Source organism: Brucella thiophenivorans (assembly GCF_002252445.1).
GTDB classification, from domain to species: domain Bacteria; phylum Pseudomonadota; class Alphaproteobacteria; order Rhizobiales; family Rhizobiaceae; genus Brucella; species Brucella thiophenivorans.
Genome location: NZ_NNRJ01000071.1, coordinates 1 through 8,408, shown reverse-complemented (window position 1 = coordinate 8,408; position 8,408 = coordinate 1). Strand labels below are relative to the sequence as shown.

The following is an 8,408-nucleotide window of genomic DNA, read 5'->3' as shown; positions in this document are numbered from 1 at the left end:
ATATCGTTACATTCATTATGATTCAGGCTCTTAGATAATCCCCGTGGCTTTATCAGCCAGCCATTGAGGTGAGAACCGGAAGATTCTAATGCCCGGCGGTCCGATCTCGGGGCCCAGTGCATTTCGGCGAGCACCTCACTTTGTGAATTCAGCAATAGCGTGGGCATACAGGAGTTTTTATTCTTTTATTTCGCAACGAAAGAAATACGAACCGTTTATGCAAAATATGTCTAACTTTTAACGTAGCTGCGCTTGTTCATATAATTATTTTGGAACATCTTTTAATTTATTATTTAGATAAAATTTCTATTTAAATCCTTCATTAGAGTTTATAAATGCTCCGTTCAAAATTGGCCGGTAATATTTATTGATTTAAATATACCGACATTCCTATGAATGCGTTGCGAATATTGCTCAAAGGGTATGCCGATGAAAATTATTGGAATATTATTGCAGAGGGATGAGATCGACGTTGTACTATTTAACGTGCTTTATCATCTCGGAAATGTCGGTCTCAATCGTATCATTTTAGGTGATAACGGCTCCACCGATGGTTCAATGGAGGCTCTCCGCCGCTTAGAGAAAATCGACCCACGATTGATGGTTCTTGAATTGCCGGGAGAGTTCGAGCAAGCAGAACGAGTAAATCAAATGTATCAATTGGCACTAGACTTGGGGGCCGATTGGGTCGTGCCATTAGATGCTGATGAATTTTTATCAGTCAATCGCCGCTCGCTCGAAAGTTTGCTACTTAATAATAAAGCTACGGTTCTCAATCTAGAAATAAGAAACTTCGTCCAAAAACGTACTAGCATGACTAAGCGAATGCTGAATATCGCGACCATGATCTATACTGCGGTCCCTTCCCCGTCGGCTGAAAATGCGATGTCACTTGTTTGTGATGGCAAGATAGGGTTCGTTGAAGCCACTTATCCCCCTAAATATATTTGGAGGGCTGATCGGCAACTCAAGATATGGAAAGGAAATCATGGTGGCAACATATCATTCACAAATAAAAGTCCTAAAATCGAATTGTATCATGTTCCTTTGAGGTCTAAGTCTGCAATTGAGAAAAGAATACAGCGAATAGAAAGACTGGAGAAGGGACCTCCTGATAGTTCTTGGCACATAAAAAGACTAGCTACAGTCGATATCGATGAGGAATGGCGCAGAAACTCGTATAGTGGAGGAGCATTACATGTAAATGGTGAACGTCATGATGTTGAGCTCAATCTATTCTTCTTGAAAATTTTCTTGCGGTTTGCTCCTGTTGTATGGTGGCTATTACGGTAATTAGAAAGGATTTAGCGTACTTAAAATGTTGCAAGCCCTATGCGCTTATTCTGTACGAACAAAAATTGGCTATCGGCGGAAACATTTGAAAATAGTCGATAGGACCGTCAGCGGGGGTGCGGACGAAAACTTGGACTGATTTTACGTCACAATGCCAAGACTGTTTCGATATTCGATTGGGCTTCGTGCGCCAAGTGATATCTTGATCCGCTTCTCGTTGTACCATCGAATGTAGCTATCAACTTCTTTGATAAAATGCTCGATCGTGCTTGACCTCCAATCACGTTGGTAAAAGAGCTCCGTTTTCAGTCTACGAACAAGCCTTCGCATGCAGCGTTATCTGGGGAGCACGCCTTGCGGGACATTGGGCGCACCAGCTTCGCATCACTAATCCTCGTTAGCCAACCCCGCCAGCGATAGTGTGCACCGCGATCAGAATGCACTATCGGCCGCTCATCTCTACCTGTGACAGTTTCTATTGCGGCATCAAGCATCGTGTTGACCAATTCCGCATCTGGTCTCACTCCGATAGACCGCTGATGACCAAACCATCGAAGCAGTCGATGATGGGCGAGAGATATACCTTGCCAGCCGGGATATGGAATTCAGTGTTATCAGTTAGCCATTTCTCATTCGGCGTTGTGGCCTGGAAGGTAACGGCCCGATTGCCACCGCCTTTTGAAGCAAAGCCTCGTGACGTAAGACACGTCTTTAGCGACGTCGTTAATGACGTGTCTTGAGATTGAGGTATACAATGCGGGTGGAGATACTTGGCCACGAACGCCGCCGCCGGTGGCGGGTGGAAGATAAGCTTGCGATAGTCAGTTCGCTTGGGGTTGCTGGCGCGACAGTCACAGAAGTTGCGCTCCGTCACGATGTATCGCGGCAGCAGATTTACATGTGGCGTAGCGAGTTGAAGAGGAAGGGGCTTCTGCCTCCCTCGCCGGAGGCCTTGTTTCTTCCCGTTGACATCACTGTCGCTCCACTCTGTTCTGTTCTGTTCTGTTCTGTTCTGTTCTGAGGCGAACAGTTCCTTCGATGCATCATCTCAATGGTTGAATTGCAATTGCGCTGCGGTCGTCGACTTTGTTTTGGCAGTCAAGTGGATGGTGCGGTGCTGACGCGGCTCATCCAGACGGTGGAACAGGCATGATTGGACCGGGCACCGGCGTTCGAGTTTCCCTTGCCTGTGGCGTCACAGACATGAGGAAGGGTATTGAGGGCCTTTCGATGTTGGCACAAGATGTCTTGCGCCAGAAGCCGACAGGTGGAGCTGTCTTCGCCTTTCGTGGGCGGCGTGGTGATCGGGTAAAGCTCCTATATTTTGATGGTCAGGGATTTTGCCTTTACTATAAAATTCTGCAGAAAGGCCGTTTCCCCTGGCCTTCAGCGGCCGATGGGTCGGCTCGACTGACAGCAGCACAACTGGCGATGCTATGGGAAGGAATAGACTGGAGACGTCCGGACTGGGGTGCTCCGCGGGCACGCATCGGTTGATTTATCTTACTGAAACTACTTGTTTTTATGGCGTTCTGTCCTGACTTATGCTAGTCAGGATCATGTCGAATGCGAGCTCAATTCTTCCCGATGATCCAGCCTTTCTGAAAGCGATGATCACCGCCTTGCAGGCGGAGAATGCGAAGATGTCGGCGGCGTTGAAAGCGCATGACCACTTGATCCAAGGTTTGAGGCTGCGCATTGCCCGGCTGAAGAAACAGGTCTTCGGTAAGTCTTCTGAAAAGATCGAGCGGGAAATTGCGCAACTGGAACTGGCGCTGGGGGATCTGTTGATTGCCAGTGCCGAGCACAAGACCGCGCCCGTCGAAGAGCTTGAAGACTATACGGCTTGCGTCCAGGATGAGACATCACAAACCAGACTGCTGCGTCGGCGTCCGCGCGTATCGGAAATGCCGTTCGCGAACGCCGAGAACTTGATCCCGGTCATTGTTGTCCTGCCTGCGGCGGAGAATTGCGCCTTGTCGGAGAGGATGTCAGTGAAATCCTCGGCATAATCGCAGCGACGATGAAGGTCATTGAGATCGCCCAACCAAAGAAGTCGTGCCGTTGTTGTGAGAAGATTGTGCAGGTTCCAGCGCTCAGCCGCCCGATACCGGGCAGCATGGCTGGTGCCGGTCTTCTGGCCTATATTCTGGTCTCGAAGTTCGACGATCATCTGCCGCTCTATCGCCTCAACGAGATCTTCGCGCGGATGGGTGTCGATATACCTGACAGCACACTGGTGGACTGGTGCGGTCGTGCCATGCAAGTGCTTCGGCCACTGATCGAGCATATTGAGAAGGAGATCATGAAGAGCGATCTCCTCCATGCTGACGATACGCCGATCCGGGTGCTGGATCGGTCGCTGCGCGACAAGGGACTGGGCAAAGGTGTGAAGAAGGGCAGGATCTGGACATATGTCCGCGATCAGCGTCCATGGGCGGGCAGCGCACCGCCGGGTGCGGTTTATTACTTCGCGCCCGATTGGAAGGAAGAGCACGTCCACCATCATCTGCGAGAGGCGAGCGGCATCCTCCAGGCCGATGGTAATAAAGGTTACGCAAAACTTTAATACGAACCTGATGGAGGTGGGAGCCGCCGCTTCCGGGAGGCTTCCTGCTGGGCACATTGGCGGCGTGACTTTCATGACATTTGGACCGCGAACAAATCCGGGATTGCGCGCGAGGCTCTCGATCGGATCGGAGCGCTGTATGATATCGAGCGGGATATCGCAGGTCGGGCCGCCGATGTGCGGTTTGCCGCGTCAAAAGCACAGCAAGCCGAAGGTCGAGAAACTGCATGCATGGGCGGAAAAGCAGTTGCTTCGCATTCCTGGAAAAAGCGAGCTGACGAAGGCTTTGCACTATGGCCTGAACCGCTGGCAGTCTCTCTGCCTGTTCCTGCAGGACGGTCGTGTGGCTATGGACAACAATGCTGCGGAGCGAGCCCTGAGGCCCATTGGTGTTGGACGCCGGAATTGGTTATTCGCGGGCGCTGACACCGGTGCGGAAACTCTGGCACGCGCCATGACGATCATTGAAACGGCGAAGAAGAACGGCATTAACCCGCAAGCCTATCTGGTCGATGTGTTCGACCGCATTCATGATCACAAAATCAATCGGCTCGATGAATTGCTTCCATGGAATTGGGTGCCTCTCGTAGCAGAACATGCTGAGGCAGCCTGATGGCGACGGTCAGATTTGTCTACACCGCAGACTATGTCGCCGAAATGCTCAACGAGGATGTCGATCTTCTTCAAGCGATCATCTACAATGACGACAACTTGACCTATGGAAATATAGTCACTGTCGTAACCGGCGACGATCAAACCACATCCGCTTTGACGGACGACGGCATCGATGAACTCAGACAGATGCTGGCCGACGCACGGCGATCAGCCGAAAAATGGCTCGAATGCTATGTCGACGACCAGGAATTCGTCGAACGTGTCAAAACATATTCCCCACGGTAACAATCGGGCGGTTACCTTTCTTCAAAAGGTCGTGCTCAAGCTGCAGTTTCTGAATATCGTGCTGCAGTGTTTCGAGCTAACGCTCTAATTTTTTCGCTCTGGCACTGGCGGTGAGTTGTTCTTGCGTTTCATGATTGCGGGAGCCTCCGAACCAAGTAACTGGTTTTTCCAGTTATACAGTGTCGGTCTGCATACGCCGAGCTTTTCGGCCAAAGCCTGCGCGCTTTCTTGCCGATTATAAAGCCCGACAACGCCAGCCTTCTTCAACGTCTCCGGATATCGTGGACGTCCAGTTCTTCCGGTGACAGCTTTACTAGTTTCGGGAAACACCTCACGAACCCATGCTGTCAACGTTGCACGGCCGCGATAGCCCAATGCGCGCATCGTTGCAGAAACACAACGACCATGTGTGCGGTAGTGCTCAACAGCCACTTCCTTCTGCGCCTGTGTGAACTTGGGGGCTCGGGGCGCAAATCCTAAACGCAGATCAAGATGGTGCTCATACTCCAGGTACCAGCCCTTCAAAGCATTCTTGCTTGGATAGCCCAACTGGCGAATAGTTGCTTTCGGGCGCTTGCCCAGCTTAACGTAGAGCGCAACTGCTCGCATCCGGTCTTCGTAGGAATACATGAACTACCTCCCTGATAGTCCAAGTTTTCATCCGCACCCCCTCCGGGCTCACTTCTCAGCGGCAATCAACACTTACTTTTTAGTCTGCCATCGAAAACTGCAAAACAGCCAACTTTTGATCAACATCCGTTAATAGGATCAACTTACCTCCTTCAATATCTGTAACGTTGACTGGAGCCAGATTTAGTAAGGTTTGGCACCGTGAATCTGTTGAGCCTTCGCGACAATCCCAAAATGATTTAGCACCTAGGGAGTACATTATTGAGTGCATAAGTGGCGCTGAATTGAAAAAGTACGCGTACCTTTTGTCTTCCGGAATTTTTCCTTTCAAAATAAATGCATCAAAATAATTAATATTCCTGTCGAGTAAATTTTCAATTTTGTTATAAAAAAAAGATGTTACACTCTTATGTTCATTTATATAATTGGCACTGTACAATGTAAATACTGAGCAAAAGTACATCATATTAATAGCATTAAAAATTGTCATAAGTTTACTTCGGTTTAGCAAAATAAACATAAAAACAACCGCTGCAGAAAATGGCAATAATGTCCTTGTTTGTATCACGGGCGCGAGCGGGACAGAAAACGCGAAATATGATACAGCTACTGATGTAGTTGCTATTAATATCAATAAATAATTCCGATTAATAACTAGATTTATTGACAATGATAGAGTTAATATTATTATTGATAATGTAAAACCACCTTTTGACAAAAGTAATTTTACATTGTCGAAAAAGTAAATTTTCATAAGAGAGATATTATTGAGTGCACTACTCAAGTCATGAATCGGTTGAGATTTCCTCCATGGGGCGACATTTAAGCCAAGTTGGCCAGTCACTATGTAAACCATTACTAAAGATATTAAAACGCCGATGATGCATCCGAGTATCCACCATATCGCATGATCAAGCAAAATCCGAAATTTTATATGTTTGTCGCTATTCTCAATCAATTTGTGAATGAAAAGGAGCGGTGTCATGAAGTAAAGGTTCTGCATCCCCCCGAACAAAAAGATGCCGGCAAGAACATAAATGTACTGAAATCTGATTTTTTCTTGGATTAAAGATAGAACAAATATAACCGCAATTGATGGCAAAGTGGTTGCTGGCCACAAACTTTGCTCAACAAAAGGAGGAGAAACAACTATACTAGTTGCAAAAAGAATTCTAATTTCATTCGGAATCTTAGATACAGGTAGAAGTCCATAAAAAAGCAAAAATGATAATGAGATTAATAAGATGCCCCAACTTTCGATAGGAAACATACGTAATACGTCGTGTAAGATGTAATTGAGCCACCTTCCCTCTTCGAGTAACTTAAATGTAAATGAACTATAGTAATGAACTTCATCAAGCCCAAAAACCTTTAAAGATAAGTACGGCTTGTAGACAGAGTAAATAAAAAACGCTGACATTAAATATGTCACATTAGTACTTATTCTATTGCCTAGAAATAGTGATGATCTATAATCTATTCGCATAATTTAATCACAATGTCTTTTCGATAATAAAACGAGGACGTCTCTTGACTTCTAGATATATCTTTCCGACATACTCACCTATTATCCCTAGACTTATAAGTTGTATACCGCCTAGAAATAGGATGGGGAGAACTGTAGATGCCCACCCCGGCACCGCGTGGCCGAAGTAGAATATTTTGACAATTATCACCCAGAGCGCAGTAAAGAGAGCAACCGCGCTAACGCTAAGTCCGAGCGCAGTAACAAATCTTAGGGGTGTAACCGAGAAGGATGTGATACCATTTATCGCGAGGCCTAACATTTTTCGAAGTGTATATTTGGTCTCACCGTATTCTCGATCTTGACGTTCATAATATATTATCGATGTGGGAAAACCGATAGCAGGGATAATACCACGCAGAAAAAGATTAACTTCTTCATGTGCGAGAAGGGCGTTCAATGACTTTCTCGACATTAAGCGGAAGTCCGCATGGTCTTCTATAATGTTCACTCCTAAAGCTTTCATCAGTTTATAATAGCCTGAAGCAGAGTTGCTTTTAAATGCAGTGTCACTTCCTCTTGACGATCTAACTCCTAAAGCTAGGTCTGCTCCACCTTGATAAGCTTTAAGCATACTGGTAATCGCATTGAGATCATCTTGGAGATCTGCATCCATAGTCAGTATAACTTCACTATCTGAGTTGCTCAATCCAGCCAGCATGGCGTTCTGGTGACCGTAATTTCGGCTCAGTTTGATCGCATGAATGGGATGCGATGCCGCAAGCTTTTCTATCAGCTGCCACGTTGTGTCTTTGCTGCCATCGTCTACGAGGATGAGACGGAAAGAATTCATATGGATCTCGGCGTGCTCAGAAAGCCGTTTTAAGAAAGTTATGAGTTTCGGGATCGTGTGTGGGATTGTGTCTTCTTCGTTGAAGCAAGGGATCACGACATCTAGGCTATAATATTTTTTAGTCACGTGAAAATACCCATGTTTTCATGAGGATAAAGAAGGCTGCATTGTATGATGCCATTGCTACGAATTGGGCAACGAATATTGAATCAATTTGCAATTGTACCAAACAATGTAGAACGAAAAGGTTGATTGCGTATGCAATGGAGAAGGCTGCACCAAATTTTGTCATTGAGCCAGTCGAGGACTTTTTGTTGAACGTGAAGCGGCTGTTCAAGAAGTAACTATTTAAAAGTCCGACGCCAAAGCCGATAGCATTACACAAATATGGGTTCATACCCAAAGCTGTGAGAACCGCAATTACCAGAAAGGTTATTGCGGTATTCAGAATTCCAACGATCCCATATTTAATCAGCTGCGATGTCAACGTCTTCGGCCCAGTCTGCGGATAGCCGGAGCATTGAAGCATCAGTTCTAATAAATCAACCCTGTATCGCTCTTGAGCTGCCCTTTTCATGCTCTTGGCCGTATCAAATGGCATATCATGAGAGCAAAGATTGGCAATATTGCTAGAACCGCGATTTCATTTTCAAGAACTAAAACTGAGAGCCTGTTCCAAAATGTGTTGAGCGATTTCA

8 protein-coding genes and 4 pseudogenes are annotated in these 8,408 nt (G+C 46.6%); 7 read left to right on the top strand and 5 right to left on the bottom strand.

All coding sequences use genetic code 11. From position 1 onward, the window contains the following. The first annotated feature begins 429 nt into the window (after nt 1-429). Entirely contained in the window at nt 430-1,293 is an 864-nt protein-coding gene (locus CEV31_RS20060) for a glycosyltransferase family 2 protein (protein ID WP_169717415.1), read from the top strand. A gap of 141 nt (nt 1,294-1,434) precedes the next feature. On the opposite strand, the pseudogene CEV31_RS20055 reads toward CEV31_RS20060, so the two are convergent. Beyond that, a pseudogene (locus CEV31_RS20055) lies at nt 1,435-1,945 on the bottom strand (IS3 family transposase); the annotation flags it as partial. A 102-nt stretch (nt 1,946-2,047) separates the two neighbouring features. Here CEV31_RS20055 and CEV31_RS20050 point away from each other — a divergent pair. From CEV31_RS20050 to CEV31_RS20035, 6 genes and pseudogenes are all read left to right on the top strand, one after another. After that, nucleotides 2,048-2,314, top strand: coding sequence for a transposase (locus tag CEV31_RS20050; RefSeq protein WP_094509920.1), 267 nt, complete (start codon nt 2,048-2,050; stop codon nt 2,312-2,314). 128 nt (nt 2,315-2,442) lie between these two features. Continuing rightward, a complete protein-coding gene (tnpB, locus tag CEV31_RS20045; protein ID WP_094509921.1) occupies nt 2,443-2,790 on the top strand; it encodes an IS66 family insertion sequence element accessory protein TnpB in 348 nt (115 codons plus the stop codon). A gap of 62 nt (nt 2,791-2,852) precedes the next feature. Further along, nucleotides 2,853-3,099 (top strand): annotated as a pseudogene (locus CEV31_RS21610) (transposase domain-containing protein); the annotation flags it as partial. Nucleotides 3,100-3,262: 163 nt separating this feature from the next. Continuing rightward, nucleotides 3,263-4,241 (top strand): annotated as a pseudogene (gene tnpC / locus CEV31_RS21605) (IS66 family transposase); the annotation flags it as partial. Nucleotides 4,242-4,316: 75 nt separating this feature from the next. After that, nucleotides 4,317-4,475, top strand: coding sequence for a transposase domain-containing protein (locus CEV31_RS21600; protein ID WP_407923144.1), 159 nt, complete (start codon nt 4,317-4,319; stop codon nt 4,473-4,475). Further along, nucleotides 4,475-4,762, top strand: coding sequence for a hypothetical protein (locus CEV31_RS20035; RefSeq protein ID WP_094509917.1), 288 nt, complete (start codon nt 4,475-4,477; stop codon nt 4,760-4,762). The genes CEV31_RS21600 and CEV31_RS20035 overlap by 1 nt, the downstream gene beginning before the upstream one ends. 10 nt (nt 4,763-4,772) lie before the next feature. Here the strand turns inward: CEV31_RS20035 and CEV31_RS20030 are convergent. The 4 genes and pseudogenes from CEV31_RS20030 to CEV31_RS20015 form a co-directional block, all read right to left on the bottom strand. Next, nucleotides 4,773-5,392: pseudogene (locus tag CEV31_RS20030) on the bottom strand (transposase); the annotation flags it as partial. A 79-nt stretch (nt 5,393-5,471) separates the two neighbouring features. Continuing rightward, a complete protein-coding gene (locus CEV31_RS20025) occupies nt 5,472-6,662 on the bottom strand; it encodes a hypothetical protein (RefSeq protein WP_143850996.1) in 1,191 nt (396 codons plus the stop codon). A 223-nt stretch (nt 6,663-6,885) separates the two neighbouring features. Continuing rightward, nucleotides 6,886-7,836, bottom strand: a complete 951-nt coding sequence (locus CEV31_RS20020) for a glycosyltransferase family 2 protein (RefSeq protein ID WP_094509914.1) — start codon at nt 7,834-7,836, stop codon at nt 6,886-6,888. Further along, nucleotides 7,829-8,287 (bottom strand): GtrA family protein, encoded by a 459-nt coding sequence (locus CEV31_RS20015; protein ID WP_169717414.1) that lies wholly within the window; start codon nt 8,285-8,287, stop codon nt 7,829-7,831. The genes CEV31_RS20020 and CEV31_RS20015 overlap by 8 nt, the downstream gene beginning before the upstream one ends. Between the last annotated feature and the right edge of the window lie 121 nt (nt 8,288-8,408).